19 protein-coding genes are annotated in these 19,766 nt (G+C 66.7%); 13 read left to right on the forward strand and 6 right to left on the reverse strand.

The window, feature by feature from the left end; genetic code table 11:
* Nucleotides 1-4 precede the first annotated feature (4 nt).
* Complete coding sequence (locus tag J2728_RS03585; RefSeq protein ID WP_309996460.1) at nucleotides 5-1,159, reverse strand: efflux RND transporter periplasmic adaptor subunit; 1,155 nt, start codon at nucleotides 1,157-1,159, stop codon at nucleotides 5-7.
* Between the two features lie 503 nt (nucleotides 1,160-1,662).
* Here J2728_RS03585 and J2728_RS03590 point away from each other — a divergent pair.
* Entirely contained in the window at nucleotides 1,663-2,172 is a 510-nt protein-coding gene (locus J2728_RS03590) for an OsmC family protein (RefSeq protein WP_309996463.1), read from the forward strand.
* A 74-nt stretch (nucleotides 2,173-2,246) separates the two neighbouring features.
* Entirely contained in the window at nucleotides 2,247-2,894 is a 648-nt protein-coding gene (locus J2728_RS03595) for a DsbA family oxidoreductase (RefSeq protein WP_309996467.1), read from the forward strand.
* Between the two features lie 49 nt (nucleotides 2,895-2,943).
* Here J2728_RS03595 and J2728_RS03600 read toward each other — a convergent pair whose 3' ends face one another.
* Nucleotides 2,944-3,333, reverse strand: coding sequence for a DUF983 domain-containing protein (locus J2728_RS03600; RefSeq protein WP_309996468.1), 390 nt, complete (start codon nucleotides 3,331-3,333; stop codon nucleotides 2,944-2,946).
* Between the two features lie 56 nt (nucleotides 3,334-3,389).
* Nucleotides 3,390-4,841 carry an ATP-binding protein gene (locus J2728_RS03605; protein ID WP_309996471.1) on the reverse strand — a complete coding sequence of 484 codons (1,452 nt, stop codon included), beginning with the start codon at nucleotides 4,839-4,841 and terminating at the stop codon, nucleotides 3,390-3,392.
* A gap of 204 nt (nucleotides 4,842-5,045) precedes the next feature.
* On the opposite strand from J2728_RS03605, the gene J2728_RS03610 reads away from it, so the two are divergent.
* From J2728_RS03610 to J2728_RS03645, 8 genes are all read left to right on the forward strand, one after another.
* The gene (locus J2728_RS03610; RefSeq protein WP_309996474.1) at nucleotides 5,046-8,078 is read left to right on the forward strand and encodes a TonB-dependent receptor; all 3,033 of its coding nucleotides are present in this window, start codon (nucleotides 5,046-5,048) and stop codon (nucleotides 8,076-8,078) included.
* 126 nt (nucleotides 8,079-8,204) lie between these two features.
* Nucleotides 8,205-8,729 carry an RNA polymerase sigma factor gene (locus tag J2728_RS03615; protein ID WP_309996476.1) on the forward strand — a complete coding sequence of 175 codons (525 nt, stop codon included), beginning with the start codon at nucleotides 8,205-8,207 and terminating at the stop codon, nucleotides 8,727-8,729.
* The gene (locus J2728_RS03620) at nucleotides 8,726-9,793 is read left to right on the forward strand and encodes a FecR family protein (RefSeq protein ID WP_309996478.1); all 1,068 of its coding nucleotides are present in this window, start codon (nucleotides 8,726-8,728) and stop codon (nucleotides 9,791-9,793) included. Before J2728_RS03615 ends, J2728_RS03620 begins: the two co-directional genes overlap by 4 nt.
* Before the next feature lie 26 nt (nucleotides 9,794-9,819).
* Nucleotides 9,820-11,826: a M13 family metallopeptidase gene (locus J2728_RS03625; RefSeq protein WP_309996480.1), complete on the forward strand. Its 2,007-nt coding sequence runs from the start codon at nucleotides 9,820-9,822 to the stop codon at nucleotides 11,824-11,826.
* A 108-nt stretch (nucleotides 11,827-11,934) separates the two neighbouring features.
* Entirely contained in the window at nucleotides 11,935-12,399 is a 465-nt protein-coding gene (locus J2728_RS03630; RefSeq protein ID WP_309996483.1) for a nuclear transport factor 2 family protein, read from the forward strand.
* Between the two features lie 96 nt (nucleotides 12,400-12,495).
* Entirely contained in the window at nucleotides 12,496-12,927 is a 432-nt protein-coding gene (locus tag J2728_RS03635; protein WP_309996484.1) for an OsmC family protein, read from the forward strand.
* Nucleotides 12,928-12,964: 37 nt separating this feature from the next.
* Nucleotides 12,965-13,594, forward strand: coding sequence for a pyridoxamine 5'-phosphate oxidase family protein (locus J2728_RS03640; protein ID WP_309996487.1), 630 nt, complete (start codon nucleotides 12,965-12,967; stop codon nucleotides 13,592-13,594).
* A 129-nt stretch (nucleotides 13,595-13,723) separates the two neighbouring features.
* The gene (locus J2728_RS03645) at nucleotides 13,724-14,047 is read left to right on the forward strand and encodes a hypothetical protein (RefSeq protein WP_309996489.1); all 324 of its coding nucleotides are present in this window, start codon (nucleotides 13,724-13,726) and stop codon (nucleotides 14,045-14,047) included.
* 68 nt (nucleotides 14,048-14,115) lie between these two features.
* On the opposite strand, the gene J2728_RS03650 is transcribed toward J2728_RS03645, so the two are convergent.
* Complete coding sequence (locus J2728_RS03650; protein ID WP_309996491.1) at nucleotides 14,116-14,991, reverse strand: alpha/beta fold hydrolase; 876 nt, start codon at nucleotides 14,989-14,991, stop codon at nucleotides 14,116-14,118.
* Nucleotides 14,992-15,321: 330 nt separating this feature from the next.
* Between J2728_RS03650 and J2728_RS03655 the strand changes: the two genes are divergently transcribed.
* Entirely contained in the window at nucleotides 15,322-16,272 is a 951-nt protein-coding gene (locus tag J2728_RS03655) for a DUF6454 family protein (protein WP_309996493.1), read from the forward strand.
* A gap of 33 nt (nucleotides 16,273-16,305) precedes the next feature.
* Here J2728_RS03655 and J2728_RS03660 read toward each other — a convergent pair whose 3' ends face one another.
* Nucleotides 16,306-16,986, reverse strand: a complete 681-nt coding sequence (locus J2728_RS03660) for an isochorismatase family protein (protein WP_309996495.1) — start codon at nucleotides 16,984-16,986, stop codon at nucleotides 16,306-16,308.
* A gap of 310 nt (nucleotides 16,987-17,296) precedes the next feature.
* On the opposite strand from J2728_RS03660, the gene J2728_RS03665 reads away from it, so the two are divergent.
* Both J2728_RS03665 and J2728_RS03670 read left to right on the forward strand, forming a co-directional pair.
* A complete protein-coding gene (locus tag J2728_RS03665) occupies nucleotides 17,297-18,061 on the forward strand; it encodes an alpha/beta hydrolase (protein WP_309996498.1) in 765 nt (254 codons plus the stop codon).
* 84 nt (nucleotides 18,062-18,145) lie between these two features.
* The gene (locus J2728_RS03670; RefSeq protein ID WP_309996500.1) at nucleotides 18,146-19,135 is read left to right on the forward strand and encodes an alpha/beta fold hydrolase; all 990 of its coding nucleotides are present in this window, start codon (nucleotides 18,146-18,148) and stop codon (nucleotides 19,133-19,135) included.
* 34 nt (nucleotides 19,136-19,169) lie between these two features.
* Here the strand turns inward: J2728_RS03670 and J2728_RS03675 are convergent, their stop codons facing one another.
* The gene (locus J2728_RS03675) at nucleotides 19,170-19,766 is read right to left on the reverse strand and encodes a winged helix-turn-helix domain-containing protein (RefSeq protein ID WP_309996502.1); all 597 of its coding nucleotides are present in this window, start codon (nucleotides 19,764-19,766) and stop codon (nucleotides 19,170-19,172) included.

Here is a 19,766-nt window from a genome sequence, read left to right on the forward strand (position 1 = left end):
GGCGTTAGTCCACCGTCGCCTGGGCCGCGGGAGGGGCGGTCTGGGGGCTGGCCGCGGGCGAGGTGTCTTGTGTCCGCGGGGTGATCGCTGCGTGCTTGGCCTTTACCGCCAGGCCAGGGCGAAGGCTGGTGACGCCCTCGACGACGACTTGGTCGGTGGGGGCAAGCCCCGCCTTGATCACCCGCAGCCCCTGGACCATCGGGCCGGTTTCCACCACGCGCGGCTGGGCCGCGCCCTGGCGGTCGACGACGAAGACAAGGCGTCGGGTCTGGTCGCTGACCACGGCCTCGTCGGGGACGAGCAGGGCCTTGTAGTGGCCCGAGCCCACCAGGCGCGCCCGGCCAAAAAGGCCCGGCGTCAGGAAGTTGCCCGGGTTGCTGATTACCGCATGGGCACGGATGGTGCCCGAGCCGGTATCGATGGCGTTGTCGACGAAGCTCATCTTCCCCTGCCACCGATAGGCGGTCTCGTCGGCCAGTTGGACGAGGACGGGGTTGGGGGCGTCGCGCGAGGACCCGCGTTGGCCGGCCTGGGCCTGGCGCATGTACTTCAGGTATAGGCTCTCGGCGCCGTCGAAGGAAAACCAGATCGGGTCCAGCGAGACCACGCGGGTGAGCACCGTCGAGCCGGCCGAGGCGAAGTTGCCCACGCTGACGCGTCGGTCCGACACGCGGCCTGAGACCGGCGCGCGCACCGTCGTGAAGTCGAGATTGAGGTGTGCTGCGCGCACATTGGCGCGCGCGGCGGCGAGATCGGCGGCGGCCACACCGACGCTGGCCTGCTTGGCCTCGAATTCCTCGCGCCCGATTGCCTGCGCCTGGACGAGAGTCTCGGCGCGGTCGACCTCAGCCCGGGCGTTGGCGAGGATCGCCGCGGCCCGGGCGTCCTGAGCTTGGGCCTGGGCCAGAACAGCGGCGTAGGGCTCGGGGTCGATCACGAACAGCGGCTGGCCGGCGCGCACGCTCTGGCCATCGCTAAACAGCACCCGGACAATCGTTCCCGAAACGCGCGGCCGCAGCTCCACGTCCTGGATCGCCTCGAAGCGGCCGACATATTCGTCCCAGTCGACGATGTCGCGCTGCAGCGGCGCGGCGGTCGTGACGTGGACCAGCGGCGGCGTCGCGGGCTTGGCCTTGGGGGCGCACCCCGCCAAACCCATGGCCAGAGCCGCAGCGACCGAACCGAGAAGGCTGGCGCGCTTGAAGCTTAAACCCCGCGACAGCGAGCGGGGCGCCGCAGCAAGCAGTAGCGTAGCTGGAAGGCTAGGTCCGCGGCGCTGGCGGCAGAGGCGCTGAACGCGCGCTGGCTGGGCATGCAGCCCCATGTGTCGTCTCCACCGATCATGTCTTTGGATGCGACCCTAGGCGCAACGCCGGCGCGACGGCCGTAAAGCGGCGTAAAACCGGGTAGTACGTGGTGGATCTGGCGTCGGACGGCCCGCCAGGACTGAGGAACCCAGTGGGCGCGCAATGCGCCATCGCCCGTCACCCGCTCATCAGGCGGCAAGGCGCAAGGGCCCGCTACTCCGCTTTCAGCCGGGCAAAGTGGCTGGCGCTACCAGCTTTTACGCGGCTTTACGCCAGGGCCGGATGGCCTGGCATAGAGTTGGAGCCACGCGGCCCTTGAGGCCCTCCCAGAATGCCCCAGCAAACGGAACACCCGATGGCAGACTCCTCGACGACCACCGCCCCCGACATGGATGCGATCCAGGTGCATGAAACCGGCGCCGGCCTCTTCCAAGTCGAGATCCAGGCCCGGGGCGCGCGCTTTCTAGCCGACGAGCCGGTGGCGTTCGGCGGGATGGGGTCCGGCCCCGATCCCTATGACCTGCTGGCCTCGGCCCTGGGCGCCTGCACCACCATGACCTTGCGGCTTTACGCGCGCCGAAAAGGCTGGCCCCTGGAGTCGGTCTCGGTGCGGGTATCCCACGCGCGTGCGAGCCTGAACGCCCGCGACAGCTTCACGCGCGAGGTCATCGTCACGGGCGACTTGGACGAGACCCAGAAGACCCGGTTGGCCGAGATCGCCGATCGCTGCCCTGTGCATCAGACGCTGGATCGCGGCGCCGATGTCGTCACGCACTTCGTGGCCCCGGTTCCTGCCACTCAGGAGACCGGTACGGGTCTACACATGCGGCACATGAGCGAGGCGTGCGGATCGGAAAGGGCTTAGACGTCGGGTCGCCAAGCGATGCGATCGCGCGATACGACGCCCTACATCGGCCTAACCATCAACCGGACCGCGCCATGACCAAGCCTATAAAGATCGATTTTGTCTCGGACGTCGCTTGTCCATGGTGCGTCGAGGGTCTGGGCGAGCTGGAGACGGCGCTCGAGCGGGTTGGAGATCTCGTTGATGCCGAGATCCGCTTCCAGCCTTTCGAGCTGAACCCTAACATGTCTCCGGAAGGCCAAAATAGGATCGAGCATGTCGCTCAGAAGTATGGGTCGACGCGCGCGCAGATGGACGCCAACCGCAAGGTGATCCGCGATCGCGCCGCGGCCGTGGGCTTCACCATGACCTTCGGTGAGGGCAGCCGCATCCACAATACGTTCGATGCGCATCGCCTGCTGCACTGGGCAGGACTTGTCGGCAAACAAACGGCGCTGAAGCATGCGCTGTTCGAGGCCAATTTCACCGCCGACGACAGCCTCGCCGATCCGCAAGTGCTCGTTCGCGCGGCGGTCAAGGCAGGCCTGGATCCGGCAGAGGCTCGCGATGTGCTGACAGCGGGGCGCTACGCCGATGAAGTTCGCGAGGCTGAGCACACCTGGCGAGCGGCAGGCATTAGCTCAGTGCCGGCCGTTATCATCAACGACCGCTACCTGATTTCTGGCGGCCAGCCAGCGGAAGTCTTCGAGCAGGCGCTGCGCCGAGTCGCGGCGGAATCCTGATCAACACTGGGATGACGCTAACGCGTCTCTGACTCCGTGCACGACGGGATCAATCATCCTGTCGATCGATATCGGCCGCGCCGCCTTCCGAGGCCTTGTTCAGGAAGTGTTCGGCCACGAGCCAGGCCTTGACCGGACGAAGGGTCGCAAGGCAGCCGCCGAGCAAGGCTGGCAGGACCGTCGCGAACTGCACCCACAAGGCCGGCTGGGCCGCCACGACCCACCATGCCCAAACGCCGGTGACCAGGATGCCCACGCCCGTCATCACGAAAAATGCAGGCCCGTCGGCGGGATCGGCAAAGCCGTAGTCCAGGCCGCAAACGCTGCAACTCGTGGCCAGCTCAAGGAAGCCGCAAAACAGGGCTCCCCGCCCACAGCGCGGGCAGCGGCAGGTCAAGCCCGAGCGCCAGCTAGGCGGAAGCGCACCTTCATTCAGCACGGCAACTGTCCTCGTCGCTCGTTCGACCGCCGTTGTCGGCTGACAGGCAGGGCCGATCAGCCATTGGCCTGCAGGTGATCGTCATGCCGCTGGCGCACCCACTGCGCCTCGTCGCTTTCGGCCAGCTTGCGCATGGCGTAGGCCCGCGTTGTGTCGAGCAGGCGGTAGGTGACCGCGCCGCCGACCAGCTCGGCGGTCACCAAGGACTTGTCTACCAGGCTGGCCAGGGTCTCGATCGGGCTGGTCAGTTCGCAGCCGGTCTCGGCGATCTCGCACGCCGATCTCAAGGTGAAGCCGGCGGGGAACACCGACAGTCGGCGCAGGACCAGGCGCTCCTCCTCGGTCAGGAGATTGTAGCTCCAGTCGATCGCCGCGGTCATGGTCTGGTGACGGTCGGGCCACGAGCGCAGTCCGCCAAGATGCTTGAAGCGACCATCAAGCAAGCCTAGCAGCTCTCGGACGCCGAAGGCGCTGGCGCTGTTGGCCGCCAATTCGATCGCCAGGGCCAGGCCGTCCAGGCGCTGGCAGATTTCGGCGACGATCGGGGCATCCTCGTCCTGGATCTGGAAGCCCCGGTTCCTGGCCGCTGCGCGCTCGATGAAGAGCTGAGTGGCGGGAAAAGCCAGGAGCGCCCCGGCTTGAAGGCTGGATTCGATGGGCGGCGCATCGAGCGGCGGAAGGCGGTAGACGCCTTCGCCCTTGATCCGCAGGGGCTCCCTGCTGGTGGCCAGGATCCTCACCTGCGATGCTTCCGCGAGGATCTGCTCAGCGCAGATGGCGACGGCTTCGATGAGATGTTCGCAATTGTCCAGGACCAGGAGCAGCTTGCGCTCACGCAGGTGCTCCAGCAATTCGGCGCGTCCGGTCTGTTCCTGAGACGGCAAGCCCAGCGCCTTGGCGATCGCCCCGTGCACCTGCGCCACGTCGTCGACGCTCGACAGGTCGACGAACCAGGCGCCGTCGCTGACGCAGCCTGCGAAGCCTTCGGCGACCGCGACCGCGACCGTGGTCTTGCCCATGCCACCGGCGCCGACGATCGAGACCAGGCGGTCGGTTTCCAGCCCCTTCTGGATCTGAGCTATGTCGCCCGTACGCCCGACGATGCCGGCGAGCGCCGGCGGCAGGTTGCTCTGCGCGCCGGTGGGGCGGCTCTGGGGCAAGGCGGCCTCGGGCTGGCTGGTGCGCACAGGCGCCACGAAGCGGTAGCCACGCCCGATGACCGTGGCGATGTACTGGAGGCTGCCGGCCTTCTCGCCGAGCGCGCGGCGCAGCGCGGCGATGTTGACCTTCAGATTGGCCTCCTCGACCGCCAGCCCTGGCCATCCTCGCGCCAGCAACTCGTTCTTCGAGAGGACGACGCCCGGCTGTTCGACGAGCGCGGTGAGCAGGTCGAACGCGCGACCGCCAAGGGCCACCGGCGTCTCGTCTTCGATGAGCATCTGCTGCTCGGGATTGAGAACGAAGGGACCAAAGGCGAAGGACCTTGGCTGTGCAAACTGGAGCGTCATCAGGAGGCCTCCGATCCGGGTTCGGGACGCTGCCCTGCGAGAAATGCTGCGAGGCGAGCGCGTTGGACCTCGGAGACGCACGGCTTTTGAAAACCCGTAAGCCGATCGTCGCTTTTACATCTCTTTACCGGAGGGCGGCGGCGCGAGCGGGTAGTGTCCGCATCGGGCGCTTGGGGATGAAGATTGAAGGCTGGAGTTGCGATCTTGGCTTTGGCCGCTGTGCTGAGCCTCACTTCAAACGCCCAAGCGCGTTCTCCGGTTGGCGGCGGGCTCGTCCTGAAGGAAGGCCGCCTGGCGGACGCATTGCGGGACCTGTCCGTTAAGAGCGGTTCTGACCTGCTGTTCGCCCCTGATGTCGTGGGCGACCTGCGAAACCGGCGTGTCTCGGGGCCGATCGACGTCGAAGCCATTCTGGCGCGCCTGCTCGACGGCACAGGTCTTGGTTATCGCCTGGTCGGCCCGGGCGTCTACATCGTTTACCGGCTTGAACCCGAACAGCCGACCGCGCTGCCAGAAGTCCTCGTGGTCGGCAAAAAGACCCAGAACGCCGACATCCGTCGTAGTCGCAACGACATCCAAGGCTATCGCGTGGCGACGAGCGAGGACATCCAGGCCGCGCACAGCGACAATCTCGATCAATTCATGCGAAGTCGGCAGACCAACAATGCCGAGAGCTTCGGCCCCTCCAGCAATCCGCGCGGGGAATACGCCACCAATCGTTCCGAAGTGGATTTTCGCGGCTTGGGGCCAAGCCAGACGCTGGTGCTCGTGGATGGCGTGCGCATGCCCAGCACCCTATCGCACAACTACGATCTGGACTTGAACCAGCCCGACCTCAACGGCCTGCCGCTCCTGGCCATCGATCGGATTGAAAGTCTTACGGGCACGGCTGGCGGAATCTACGGTCCTGGAGCGACCGGCGGCGTCGTCAATATCGTGCTCAAGCGTGATTATCGGGGGGCCGAGATCAGCGCCACCTATGGCGCCACGGACCGGGGCGATGCGGTGCGTCGGCGCGTCGACGGGCGCATCGGCTTTACCCCCGATCATGGCGCGACCGATGTCATGATCAATTTCTCACGCGCCGAGAGCGATGGCCTGCGATTTGGTGATCGCGATTTCGCCGTCCGCAGCCGCCAGCGGCGCACCGCGCTGAACGGGCCCGATCCTGGCGCGATCGCCAACGGGATCGGCATTCGTAGCGTCTATGACGAGATCCTGACCCTGAGCCCCGCGCTCGGCGGCAAATCCCTTGGCTCGACCTACACCTATCTGCCGCTCAGCGCCGCCGGCGCCGGGGACGGGTCGATCCTGCTCGCCAACGCCGGGAAAGCGGCCATGGAGCTAGCTCCCGACGGCAACGGGGCTCTGAGGAGCCTGACCAGTTCGACGACGGTCACCTCCCTCCTGGTCAACGCTCGCCATCGTTTCAGCCCACACATCGAGGGCGTGCTCGACTTCATCGGGTGGGAAAATGAGGGGCGGTCGGTCTCCGGCTTCGCCATCACCGGATTCCAGACCGGCTTGCCGGCCCTGATGCAGCGCCCGCCCGGCGGGGGCGCGAGCGACAATTTTCCGTTCAGCCAGATGGTGGAGATCTCCATGCCCTTCCCGGGCATGGACGCCAACGTGACCAACCGCCTGCGCACCACGCGCGCATCCGCCAAGCTGATCTTCGATCTCCCAGGCGCCTGGCGTGGCGACATCAACTATACGGCCGGCGCATCCCGCGCCCGGGTGAGTGAACAAGGCTGGGCCTTCGACCAGAACTTTCCGCTTTCGCTCTTCATGATGCAGCCTGGCGCCCACGGCGAGCCGACGCCCGAGCCCTTTGGATCCTGGGACAAGTTCGTCGCCGCGATGCAGGTGTACAAGATCCGGAACACCGTCCGCTTCGAGCGAAAACTGCGCCTGCGCGACGCGGCGATCCGTGTGGCCGGTCCGGTCGCGCGTGGAGCCGCTGGCGACATCGCCTTGTCGCTCCAGGCCGAGCGCCGGGAGGAACGGGCGACCATAACCCCCTGGGAGGAAAGCGCAGGCTCTACCTTTCCTGAAGGCGAAGATCCCTCGTTCTTCGTCGCCACGACCTCGTTCTTCGGCGAGCTTCGCGCACCGATCTTTCCGGCCTCGTCCGGCCACGGCCCGTTGCGCGGGCTCGAAGCGCAGCTAGCCGCTCGCCACGACGCCATCCGCGCCAACATACCTGGCCTGTCGACCAGCGACCGGGGACGCTACCGCTATGACCGCAACGCCACCGTCTACACCGCCGGCTTGCGCGCCTTCCCCCTGGACCGCCTTCTAGTGCGCGCCAGCCTAGCGACCGGAGTCCTGCCGCCCACGCCGCAGCAAATGCGTCCGAGCAGCTTCATTTTCACGGCAGGTCCCGGCTATGGCTTGATCGACTCTCGTCGCGGCAACGAGAAGGTCGGACTGAACAACGACGTCCTGGTGCTGACCCGCGGTTCTACCAACCTTCGCCCCGAGGCGGCGACCACGGTCGCCATTGGCCTCGTGCTCAATCCAAACGGTGGTCGCGGTCCGCGCGTGTCGCTCGACTATACGCGCACGGAAAAGCGGCGGGAGATCAACGAGCTTGGCGGCGCCGACTACTTTCTCGACAACGAGACGGCCTATCCCAGCCGGATTGTCCGGGGTCCCTTGTCGCCGGCCGACATCGCCAAGGGCTATTCGGCGGGGGCGATCACGCAGATCGACGCGACCTATGTGAACGCCAGTCGCACGATCGTCGAAGCCGTCGACCTGAACGTGGATCAGCTCATCCGGCTCGGCGAGGATAGCCGGTTGAGGCTCTTTGGCAGCCTGACCTGGACGCCGCGCCTGACCCGCCAGCTCGCGGCCGACAGGCCCGTCCTCGACTATGTCGATACTGCGGAGGGCCCCCTGCGTTGGCGCGGATCAGCCGGCGCGGACTGGCAGAGCGGCGACCTCTCGCTCCGGGTCGAAACGCAGTATTTTGACGACTACCTGGCGCTTTCGCCGAGCTTCAAGAGGGCCGCCAAGCCGTCGCGCATACCGCCGCAGCTTTATCTAGACCTCTCTACGGCCTACCGGGCGCGGATCGGCGGCAGCCTTGGCGCTCGTGACGTCGACATCAGGCTCGGTATCCAGAACATCCTTGGCCATAGGCCGCCGGTCGAGCTGTCCGACTATGGGTACAGTCCCTACGGCGATCCCCGCGGTCGACGGTTCGAGCTCTCACTCAGGTCCCAGTTCTAAAAAAAGCAGCGACGTTTACGGGTTTCGGCCAGGCGTGCGTCTCGGGGGCATAAGGAACGCCACCCCATGTTCGCAACGCCCGACGGAGCTCTGAGTCTACAGGATGATCGAGCCAGACCTTTGCCCATGTCGGACGCAGCCCCACGCCCCAAGCCCAGCCACGCGGTCGGCCAGCAGTTTCGTGACGCCCGCGGCAAACTCCTGGGCTGGCTCAGGCGCCGCGTGCCTGATCCCTCGGAGGCCGAGGATCTCCTGCAGGACACCTTCCTGCGGGTCAGCCAACGTGACCCGGCCGAGGACGTGGCCCACTTCGAAGGCTATCTCTATCGCACCGCCGAGAGCGTGCTGGCCGACCGTTACAGACGGCGCAGCGTCCGGCGCGCCGATGCCCATATCGCCTTGGAGCCCGAAGTTCATCAGGTCGAAGACGCCGACGCCCTTCGCGCGCTCCTGGCGCGCGAGCGCCTCCGCGCGGTATCGGCAAGCCTGATGGCCCTTCCCGAACGGACCCGCACCATCTTCGTCCTGCGCCGGCTCGAGGGTCTGCGCTATGGCGAGATCGCCGCCCGCCTCAAGGTCTCGCTGAGCACGGTCGAGAAGGACATGGCTCGGGCGATTGATCATCTGATGCTCGAGGGAGAAGCGGCATGAACGCCGACCTGCCCTCCCCCGCCTACCTCGAACAGCTGGGCCCCAAGGCGGCCGCGGCGCTTTGGCTCGAACGCCTCCAGCGCGAGCCGTCGGCCGAGGGCGACGCGGCCTTCGCCAGATGGCTCGACGCCAGCCAGGCCAATCGCGACGCCTGGGAACAGGCCCGCGAGTTCTGGGATATTTTCGAGGATCCGCAGACGGACGAGATGCTGGCGTCCCTGAGGAAAGAGGCGCTGTCTCTGCGGACCCGGCGAGATCCTTCACCAGCGCCCTGGTATCTGGCCGCAGCAGCCATCGCCGCGGCCGTCGTGGGCGGCGTGATGTTCACGAGCTTGGGCGGGGAAGGCTACACGCCCGGCTCCGTCCAGGTCGCCAGCAACCAAGGGCGAAATCTCGGCGCCTTTGGCCAGAACGACTATGAGACCGGCGCTGGCCAGCGGTTGAACGTGCGCCTGGACGACGGCACCCGCCTGGCGCTTTCACCCGACAGCGCCGTGGATGTCGCCTATGCCGGCGGTCAACGGCTTGTCCGCATGACCCGGGGCGAGGTCATGTTCGACGTCACCCACGACGAGGCTCATCCGTTCAGGGTCGCGGCCGGCGAACGCGTGGTGTCCGATCTCGGCACGCGCTTCAACATAAAGGTGCGTGAGGGCGAAACCCGCGTGCGCCTGGACGAGGGATCTCTGGGCGTGACGGTCGGGCGCGATCCTGGAAAGGTCACGGGCGCGCCCAAGATCCTGGTGCCAGGCCAGGAACTCATCGCCCGCCGAGGCCAGGTCGACAACATCATCCAGGCCAAGGCGACGTCGAACCAGGAACACAAGGTCATCCAGTTCGACGATGTGACCCTGGCCGAGGCCGTCACCCAGATGAACCAGTACACGAGCCAGACCCTCGTGGTCATCGATCCCAAGGTGGCCAGACTGAGAGTCAGCGGGGCGTTCCGGACCAACGATCCGGCCCGCTTCGCCATGACCCTGACCACGCTCTATCCCGTCCGCCTGGTGCCCCTGGCCGACGGCCGCATCGAAATCGCCGCGCGCGGCAAGGCCAAGCGATAGTCGGCCGCAGGCAGCCTGGAGACGACATGAAGTACCGCGTGCTCGCCATGATCGTAGGCGTCATGTCGACCCTGCCCGCCCACGCTGGCCCCCGGTTTGGCGCGTTCGGCGTCGATCTGACAGCCCGCGACCTGACCGTGCGGCCGGGTGACGACTTTTGGGCCTATGCCAACGGCGGCTGGTCGGCGCGCGTCGCGATCGCCGGCGACATCGACGCGGTGGGCGTCTCGCCCGACCTGGCGCGCGAGGGCGAGGCTCGCGTGCGGCGCCTGCTTGAGGATCTGGCCCGATCGGGCGGAAAGGACACGAACGGCCGCCGTGTCGGCGATCTTTACGCCAGCTGGATGGATGAGGCTCAACTGGAACGGCGAGGGCTCGCCCCAGCGCGCCCCTTCCTGGCCAGGATCGCCAAGGCTAAGTCGCGCGCGACCCTGCAGGCGCTCATGGCCAATGTCGACTACGCCGCGCCGATCGCGCTGGGGGTCAGCGCCCATCCCACCGAACCCACGCGCAACATCGTGACGGTCGCCCAGGGGTCGCTGGGCATGCCCCGAGACTATTTCCTCAACCCCGATGCGCGCTACATCGCCATTCGCCGGGACTACGCCGCCTACACCGCGCGCATCCTGGCCGCCGGCGGGTTCGCCGATCCTGAGGCCAAGGCCGCCAGGATCGTCGCGCTCGAAACCCGGATTGCCCAGGCGCAAAGCACGCCGGCGCAACAGCGTGACGAAAGCCTCAGCCGCATCATGACCCTTCAGACGCTGCAGGCGGAGTTGCCGCAGTGGAAATGGAGTCAACTCCTTGATGCCGCCGGTCTAGACGGCGCCGTCGAAGCCCAGGTCAGCGACGTGCCAGCCCTGCGGACGCTCGGCGTCCTCATAGCCGAGGAACCAGCGTCGTCATGGAGGGACTATCTCGCCTACCGCTTCCTGAGCGAACACGCCGAGTCGCTTCCGAGCACCTTTTCCGTCGCACGCTTCGACTTTTACTCCAAGAGCCTGTCTGGCGTGGCGACGCCGCCTCCCCGCTGGCGACGCGGCGTCACGCTGATGAATCAGATCTGGATGGGTGATGCGGTCGGCCAGCTGTATGTGAGCCGCCATTTCCCGCCTGAAGCCGAGCATCAGGTCCGGATGATCTTCGACGACGTCAAGGAGGCCTTTCGCGCGCGCATCGAGCGGTCGCCGTGGATGGACGGGCCCACGCGGACGGGCGCGCTCGCGAAACTCGCGACCCTGACGGCGCGCATCGGCTCGGCCGGTCAGGTCCAGGACTATTCGGCGCTACGGATCGACCGGGCCGACCTCCTGGGCAATGTCCTGCGGCTGGCGCGTTTCCGGCGTGAACAGGCGCGCCTGAGCCTGGCGGCCACCAACCCGCCGGACTATCCGGTCAATCCAGTGAGCGGCAATGGCTACTACTATGCAGCGGCCAACAGCATCACGCTGGAGGCGGGCCTGCTGCGTCCGCCCTTCTTCGATCCGGCCGCCGATCCTGCCGTGAACTATGGGGCGATCGGGGTCTTCATCGGCCACGAAATGGGCCATGCCTTCGACGACCAGGGCAGCCGTTACGACGCGGACGGCCGGGTGCGCGACTGGTGGACCGCGTCCTCGCGGGCCGCCTTCGACCAGCGGATTGCGGCTCTGAAGGCCCAGTACGGCGCCTATGAGGTTCTGCCAGGCCTCAAGGTCGACGGCGCGCTGACGCTCGGGGAGAACATCGCCGACCTCGGAGGCCTGGAAGCCGCCTACGCCGCGTACCAGCGCTTCCAGGCCAGGACAGGACCAGCCCCCGTCCTGGATGGCCTGACTGGCGAGCAGCGCTTCTTCCTGGCCCAGGCTCAGACGCGCCGCACAAAGCTTCGGCCGGATGTCGCCCGGCAGTTGGCCACGATCGACACCCACGCGCCGTCCGTGCTGCGCGCCAATGGTGTCATGCGCAACAACGACGCCTGGTACGCCGCCTTCGGGGTCGGTCCGACGCACCGCCTCTATCTTTCGCCAACCGAGCGTGTGCGCATCTGGTGATCCTGGCCGGACGGGCGCCGAGGCTGGGTGGCGTCTTTTTACAAGAAGCCGCGCTGCAAAGCCGAGATGGTGCGCCGCGCTAGCCACTTCATTCTCGTGGGAGTTTCCATGTCCCGACCACCCCTTCCGCCCTTCACGCGGGAAACCGCACTGGAGAAGGTCCGCCTGGCCGAGGACGGCTGGAACAGTCGGGACGCGACGAAGGTCTCCCTGGCCTATTCGCTCGACACGAGCTGGCGCAATCGGGCCGAGTTCCTGCACGGCCGGGAGGAAGCAGAGGCTTTCCTCCAACGCAAGTGGGCCAAGGAACTGGACTACCGGCTGATCAAGGAACTTTGGGCGTTCGAAGGCAATCGCATCGCGGTTCGCTACGCCTACGAATATCATGACGATAGCGGCAACTGGTTTCGCGCCTACGGCAACGAGAACTGGGAGTTCGACGATGACGGCCTGATGCGCCGGCGCCACGCCAGCATCAACGAACAGCCGATCCGCGAGGCCGACCGCGAGTTTCTTTGGTCCCTCGGACGCAGACCCGACGATCATCCTGGCCTCAGCAGCTTTGGCTTCTGATCCCGCGGCCGGCGACCACGACCACCCCTTTCGTTCAAGCCGGCGTCGCCTGACCATGGTCTCGTCGCCGGGTTTTCGAGACACCAGGAGAACAAGATGAAAATAGTCAGGACCGGATCGGCCGCTTGGAGCGGCGGGATCAAGGACGGCAAGGGCTCGATCTCGACCGAGAGCGGCGCGCTTCAGACCTATCCGTATGGTTTTTCCAGCCGCTTCGAGGGCCAGCCGGGCTCCAATCCCGAGGAACTGATCGGCGCGGCCCACGCCGCGTGCTTCACCATGGCGCTCTCCCTGGTGCTCGGCGAAGCGGGCCTGCGCGCCGACCAGATGGACACCTCCGCCAAGGTCACGCTCGAGCAGGTCGAGGGCGGCTACGCCATCACCGCTTCGCACCTGACCTTGAAGGCCAGGATCCCCGGCGCCGACCAAGAGACCTTCGAGAAACTCGCCGCCGGCGCCAAGGCCAACTGTCCGGTATCCAAGCTTCTCAACGCCGAGATCACCCTGGACGCGGCCCTGGTCGAATAGACCGACCGCGCCCGACCAACGCGATGAGGGTCGCTTCGTGAGCCGATACAGCTTCCTGGACCTGGCCACCTCGCCGAGCGTGCGCGCCGCTCAGGCGGAGATGGGCGTCGACCATCTATGGAACCCTGGGCGGGTCGATCGGCAGATGGAGACGTTCACCGAAAACGAAGCGGCCTTCATCGCAGAGCGAGACAGCTTCTACATGGCCAGCGCATCGCAGAGCGGCTGGCCATATGTCCAGTACCGGGGCGGGCCGGCGGGCTTCCTGAAGGTGCTCGACGAGACGACGCTGGCGTTCGCCGATTTTCGCGGCAACCGCCAGTACATCAGCGTCGGAAATCTCGACGCCGACGACCGTGTCGCGCTGATCATGGTCGACTATCCCCGGCGCGCGCGGCTGAAGATCCTCGCCCACGCCGAGCGGCTGGCGCTCGACGCCGAGCCGGGCCTGTTGGAGCGGGTGACAGATCCGAACTATCGCGCCAGGCCCGAGCGGATCTTCCGGCTAAAGCTGGCCGCGTTCGACTGGAACTGCCCCCAGCACATCGTCCCGCGCTTCACCGAGGCGGAGATCTCACGCGCCGTGCAGCCGCTGCGCGAGCAGATCCAATCGCTCGAAGCGGAGAACCGCGCCCTTCGCGCGCGCCTGGCCGAACACGGCGGTTGAGGAAAGGCGCTTCCTGGGACGCGGGACCTTGGCGCGGTGTCCACAGGCCAGTGCGTCATCGTCGAAACTGCGCCCCTCGCCAGGCGTTCTTCCACCGGAGCGGAGGCGCTCTTCCCAAGGAAACTCTGTATGCGTTTGAAGACTACCGCGATTGCCCTGGCGTCGCTCGCCGCCGCCTGCACCACCGCCACGGCGGTCCAGGCCTCAAGTCCCGGCGCCTGGGCCGAATTCAACCAGCGCGTCACCCGCAGTTGCCTGGCCGCGGCGGGCTACCGCAACGGGCGCCCCTCGCCGATCATCGGCTTCGACGATCGGGTCGGCAAGGTCGCGATGCTGGTCTCGGATCGCTCGCGCGGCTCCAACAACGCCAGGCTCTGCCTCTACGACAAGGCCAGCCGCAAGGCCTTCATCGACAACGCCGACGGCTGGGTCGCCCCGCCCGCGCCCCGATAGGCTCCGGCGCCGTCCAAAGTACGGGCGCCGATCGAGACGGCGAGCGCCGCCTTGATCGGCGCACCGACCTAGCTGGCCTGCCGATCGAGGAACTCGCCGATAGCGTCGGCAATCTCGGTTCCATGCGTCTCGAGCGCGAAATGGCCCGTGTCGAGGAATCGAATCTCGGCCTGCGGAAGATCGCGCCGGAAGGCTTGCGCGCCAGCCGGCAAGAAGAAAGGATCCTTGTCGCCCCAGATGGCCAGCAGCGGCGGCTGGCGCTCGCGAAAGTACTGGTGAATGCGGGGATAGAGGGCGACATTGCTCTGGTAGTCAGCGATGAGGCCCAGCTGGATCTCGTCGTTTCCCGGTCGCGACATCAGGGCGTAGTCCAGCCAGTAGCCCTCCGGCGCCACCTGTGTCCCGTCGGGCGCGCCGTGGGTGTATTGCCAGCGCGTCGTCTCCAGGGTCAGCATCCCCCGCATCGCCTCGCGATTGACCGCCGAGGGGTCAGCCCAGTAGGCGCGGGTCTGGGCCCAACCGTCGCTCATGCCTTCTTCGTAGGCGTTGCCGTTCTGAGAGATGATCGCGGTGATCGCTCCGGGCCTGGCCATGGCCAGGCGCAGGCCGACCGGCGCGCCGTAGTCGAAGATGTAGATCGTATATCGGTCGAGGCCGATCGCGTCGGTGAAGGCGGCCATGGCTTCGGACAGGCTCGCGAAGCTGTAGGCGAAACCCTCCGGCGCAGTCGTGAAGCCGAAGCCCGGCAGGTCCGGCGCGACGACGTGAAAGCGATCGGCCAGAAGCGGGATCAGGTGGCGAAACTGGTGCGATGACGTCGGAAATCCGTGGAGCAGCAGGATGGTCGGACGATCGCGATGGCCAGCTTCACGATAGAAAATCGAGACATCGCCGACTTCAGCGCGGCGCAGGACGGTTTCGGACGGGTCAGGCTGTCGCGGCATCGGGCGCCTCTTTGTGGTTGGCTCCCGCCGATGATGGCTCCACGCCCGTCCAGACGACAGTAAAGCGCTGTAAGCTGCGGTAGCGAGGTCACCATTGGCGGCCATCGAAACAATCGCCAAACTGTCACGCGCCTGACATCGACCGCGCCTAGCGACGGCCGACCCGATGCAGGACGGCCAAGCCTTGTCGCACCTTCGCCCTATCGACGAATGGTTCATGGACCAGATCCTGCCGCTGGAACCGATGCTGCTGGCGTCGGCGCGCAAGCTTGTGGACGATCCGGACGCAGCGCGCGACCTGGTGCAAGACGCTTTACGCGCCTACTGACCGTGGACGGCTGGGCCCAGATTGAGGCGCCGCACGCCTATTTGCTGCGGATGATGCGCAACCTGGCGTTCGAGAAGCTGCGTCGCGCCAAGATCGCGCGCTTCGAACAATTGACCCTGGCCGAGGACTTCGACGTCATTGACGAAAGCCCCGACGCCTTCCGCGTTATCTCCGGCCGCGAGCAGCTGTCCCGACTGGACGCTGCTCAAGGACCTTCCCGAGCGCTGTCGCCGCGTCTTCGTCATGCGGCGCATCGAGGAGCGATCGCCGCGCGAGATTTGCTTCCGCTCCAGGGTGAGCTGTTCCATGTCCAAGGCATGGATCTCGACGCTCGGCACATCTGGGTGACCTCCGTCGATACTCGTGAACACAAGGGTTACATCCACCAGTTCGATCGGCGCAGCGGGCGGTTCCAGCGCCGGCTCGAGATCACCGACGGCGTACGCTATCACCCCGGGGGCATGGCGATGCACGGCGGCTCGATCTGGGTCCCGTTGGCGGAGTGCAAGGCCAACAGCTCGGCCGTCCTTGTCGAGATCGACAAGAACACCCTGACCGTCCGTCGCCGGATCGCGGTCGCCGATCATCTGGGTTGCGTGGCGGTGTCGGGTCGCGGTCTGGTCGCCGGCAACTGGGACAGCCGCCTGCTCTATGTGTTCGACCGCCGCGGACGGCAGGTCCGGGTGGTCGCGAACCCCTCGCCAACCCGCTATCAGGACATGAAGTTCGAACAGGGCCGCCTGGTCGGCTCAGGCGCGCGCGGCCCCAGGGCCGGCGCCATCGACTGGCTTGCCTGGCCGTCGCTGAAACTGATGGACAGCCGAAACACCGGCGCGACCGACCGGGGCGTTCGCTATACCGAGGAGGGCATGACCCTTAAAGGGCGCGACCTCTATCTCGTCCCCGAGGACGGCCCCAGCCGGATGTTCCGGTTCAAGCTGACCGGGCGCTAGCGGGGCGGGCAAACGCCCGCCCTCGCCGCTCTCCTAGGCGCTGGTCCGGACCACCGCCTGGGCCTTCTGGAAGCTCTCCATCACCGCGGCGTAGTTGGGGGCGACCAGACCATAGAGCTTGGCCAGCTCGGCGGCTTCCGGGCGCGCCCAGGTGCGGTGCAGTTCGCTCAGCAGCGCGTTGGTCGAGGTCGGCTTGACCCCGCCCTGCACGAAGCGCGCCAGGCTCGTGCGCGAGGCCATCTCGCTGGGGTCGCCCGAGGCGTCGATGACGGCATAGACGTCGTAGCCGGCCGCCACCGCGTCGAGCGCCGGAAACATCACGCAGACGCTGGTCCAGACGCCGGCCATGATCAGGGTCTTGCGGCCGGTGGACTTCACCTGGTCGACGAAGTCGCCATTGTCCCAGGCGTTCACCTCGCCCTTGCGCGGCACGTAGACGGCGTTAGGCGCCAGTTCGTGGATTTCCGGCATCAGCGGGCCGTTGGACCCCGACGGCTCGGAGGCGGTCGTGATCACCGGGATGTTCAGCAGGGTCGCCAGCCGCGCGACCATCTCCACGTTGCGGCGAAGATCCGCCACGGGGATGTCCTTGACGGTCTGGAACAGGCCCGACTGATGGTCCAGCAGCAGGATCGCCGCATCGGCGGGATCGATGAGCGCAGCGCCGCCACCGGTGGGCAGGACGCTCGATTTCGGCTTCGGCGACGTGGTCATGGGATTTCCTCGAAATGGCCTGCGCTTTGTGGGCATCCTCCGGAACGCCCTGCGCAAATGGATCATTCCGCCTCGCGCCAGCCGGAGCCAGTAAAGCCCGGTAAATTGCAGCGCATCGCCAATGGCCCCAAACTTTACTTCCCTATTCGCCTACCGCGTGCCGGGCCATGACCCCACGCCTTTACGTATTCATCCCCTGCAACTCCAGCCTTGACCGCCCTTTACCACGCCTAACCCCACGACCGCCTCCAAGGGACTATTCCTGTTGACCAACGCCCACCCCGGGCTCGGTCGTCCCCAGGAGAACACAATGAAGCGCGCAGTCGTTGGAATGATCGCGGCCATGGCCGCCGCAGCGCCGGCCGGCGCGGCCTTTGCCGCCGACGCCACCGAGAAGCCGGTGTCCATCGTCCTAGTCCATGGCGCCTTCGTGGACGCCTCGGGCTGGCGTCCGGTCTACGAGCTGCTGGAGAAGAAGGGCTACGAAGTCCTGATCGTCCAGAACCCGACCATCACCCTGGAGGGCGACGCCACGGCGGCCCGGGAGGCCATCGCCAAGGCCAAGCACCCGGTCATCCTGGTGGGACATTCCTACGGCGGCGCGGTGATTACCGAGGCCGGCGCCGACCCCAAGGTCAAGAGCCTGGTCTACCTGGCAGCCTTCGCCCCTGACGCTGGAGAGTCCGTGCTGCAGCTGGCCAGCACGCCGGTCCCCGGCGCCCCGCCGGCGCCGCTGCTGCCGCCCAAGGACGGTTTCATCCAGATCGACCCGACCAAGTTCGCCTCGGCCTTCGCCGCTGACGTCGACCCGAAGGTCACCCACTTCATGGCCGCCTCGCAGGTGCCGTGGGGCCTGGGCGCGGTTGGCGCCAAGATCACCGCTCCGGCGTGGAAGGCCAAGCCCAGCTACTACCTGCTGGCGACGCAGGATCTGATGATCCCGCCGGCGGCCCAGCGCGCCATGGCCGTGCGGGCCAAGGCCACGCTCGTCGAAACGCCGAGCAGCCACGCCGTCATGCTCTCCAAGCCCGGCTACGTCGCCGACTTCATCTCGATGGCGGCCGACGCCAAGTAGCCGGCCCGCCAGGCGATCTCGCCACGCCACCGGCGCGGCGAGCCTTCCTTCCCTTCGTAGCATCAAAGAACCAGGAGATTTCCCATGTCCCGCCTGCTCATGACCGTGGCTGCGGCCGCCATCGCCCTGTCCACCGCGACCCTCGCGGCCGCCCCGAACGCCATGGCCGCGCCCGCCGCCAAGGCCGCCGCCACGCGCCTTTCTCCCCCGGTCATCCACTACAAGACCGCCACCATCGACGGCGTGAAGGTCTTCTATCGCGAGGCCGGCCCGGCCGACGGCCCGGTGGTCCTGCTGCTGCACGGCTTCCCGACCTCGTCGCACATGTTCCGCAACCTGATCCCGCTGCTGGCCGACAAGTATCGCGTGATCGCGCCGGACTATCCGGGCTATGGCCAGAGCGACGCGCCCGACCACAAGCAGTTTTCCTACACCTTCGCCAACCAAGCCGACGTGATGGAGAAGCTGACCAACGAGCTGGGGCTGAAGCGCTACACCATGTACGTCATGGATTACGGCGCCCCGATCGGCTATCGCCTGGCCCTGAAGCACCCCGAGCGCGTCAGCGGCTTCATCGTCCAGAACGGCAACGCCTATACCGAAGGCCTGGAATCGCCGTTCTGGGATCCGATCAAGGTCTACTGGAAGGATCGCTCGCAAAAGAACCGCGAGGCCCTCAACAACCTTGTCACGCTTCCCATCACCAAGTTCCAGTACACCGACGGCATGGGCGACGTGGCGCGCATCAGTCCCGACAACTGGGTCCACGACCAGGCGCTGCTCGACCGGCCCGGCAACCGCGACGTCCAGCTGGACATGCTGGGGGACTACGGCTCCAACGTGCCGCTCTACCCCGACTTCCAGAAGTTCTTCCGAGACTATAAGCCGCCGATGCTGATCGTCTGGGGCAAGAACGACAAGATCTTCCCCGAGGCCGGCGCCCATCCCTATCTGCGCGACCTGCCCAAGACCGAAGTGCACATCCTCGACAGCGGCCACTTCGCCCTGGAAGACCGCCTGAGCGAGATGGCCCCGCTGATCCACGACTTCCTGGATCGCAAGGTGGCCAAGTAGCGGTCTGCCTCATCTAACGAAGTAGCCGCGGCGCTCATGGCGTCGCGGCTATCGCGCGTCGGCGATGGGCGAACATGTCGTCGATCCAGGCCTCGTCTCGCGGCGTCAGTTCGATGAACAGGATGCGGCGTGGCGGCCCCGCCGTCGGATCCCCTGTCTGACCCACAGGCACGTCGATGACCGTCGAAGGCATGGTCCGCGCCAGGAGCGCGAGCGCCTCCTGGAAACTCCCGTACGTCGGGCTTGCGGCGGCGAGCTCGGCTGCCACGGTCAGCGGTTGCGGAGGCGGAACGCCCGCCGTCAGCGCCTCGCCGATCTCAACCGGCGCGACAAAGCGATAGCCGCGCCCGTTCACCGTGGCGATGTATCGGGACGCGTCGACATCATCTTCCAGGGCGCGGCGCAGCGCGGCGATGTGGACCTTCAGATTGCCTTCGACAACCGTGGTGCTGGGCCAGGCTTCCTCCAGCAGTTCGCGCTTGGTCAGGAGCTCGCCTGGACGCTGGACGAAGGCCGTCAGCAGATCGAGCGCCCGGCATCCAACGCGAACGATCGCGCCGTTCTTCAGGAGCATCTGGCGCCCTGGAACGAAGAGGTAGTCTCCGAAGGCGAAGGTGGGGGCCGGCGTCAT

Source organism: Caulobacter segnis (assembly GCF_031454995.1).
In the GTDB taxonomy this organism is placed as follows: Bacteria; Pseudomonadota; Alphaproteobacteria; order Caulobacterales; family Caulobacteraceae; genus Caulobacter; species Caulobacter segnis_E.